General features: G+C 61.5%; 1 pseudogene. It reads left to right on the top strand.

The features are described from left to right. A pseudogene (locus AC1DRJ_RS31845) lies at window positions 1-564 on the top strand (exodeoxyribonuclease V subunit alpha); the annotation flags it as partial.

Below are 564 nucleotides of genomic sequence, written 5' to 3'. Positions count from 1 at the left end.
GTCAACTGGCGCGCTGGGTCAACCAGCAGCAACCCGAGCACGCCCGCAAGTTGTTGGCGGCTCGAAGCCACGACGACGTATTTTCCCTGTCGCTCAAGGGTGAGCAAGACCGGGCGCTGGAGCGCTTGTTGCTCGAAGGCCATGGTGAAGGGCCGCAAGGCTATCGCCACTATTTGAATATTCTGCGCAGACAGCGACCAGCACTCGACAGCCCGCTCGACGATGCACGCTGGACCGATTGGGCGCGAGAAGTGTTGCAAGCCTTCGACGCTTTCCAATTGCTGTGCGCCGTCCGCAAAGGGCCGTGGGGCGTGGAAGGCTTGAATGAACGTGTGACTGCCGCGTTGCTCAAGGCCCGACTGATCGACAGTAATCAGCAGTGGTACGAAGGGCGCCCCGTGTTGATGACCCGCAACGACTATGGCCTGGGGTTGATGAACGGTGACATCGGCATCGCCCTCAAACTGCCGGAGCGTGAGGGACCCGAAGCGGGCAAGCAGGTGCTGCGTGTGGCGTTTCCGCGAAATGATGGCCAGGGCGGCGTTCGTTTTGTGCTGCCAAGCC

This window comes from Pseudomonas sp. P5_B2, assembly GCF_056400445.1.
The sequence above is the reverse complement of the archived record's forward strand: the minus strand, read 5'-3'. Positions and strand labels throughout refer to the sequence as shown.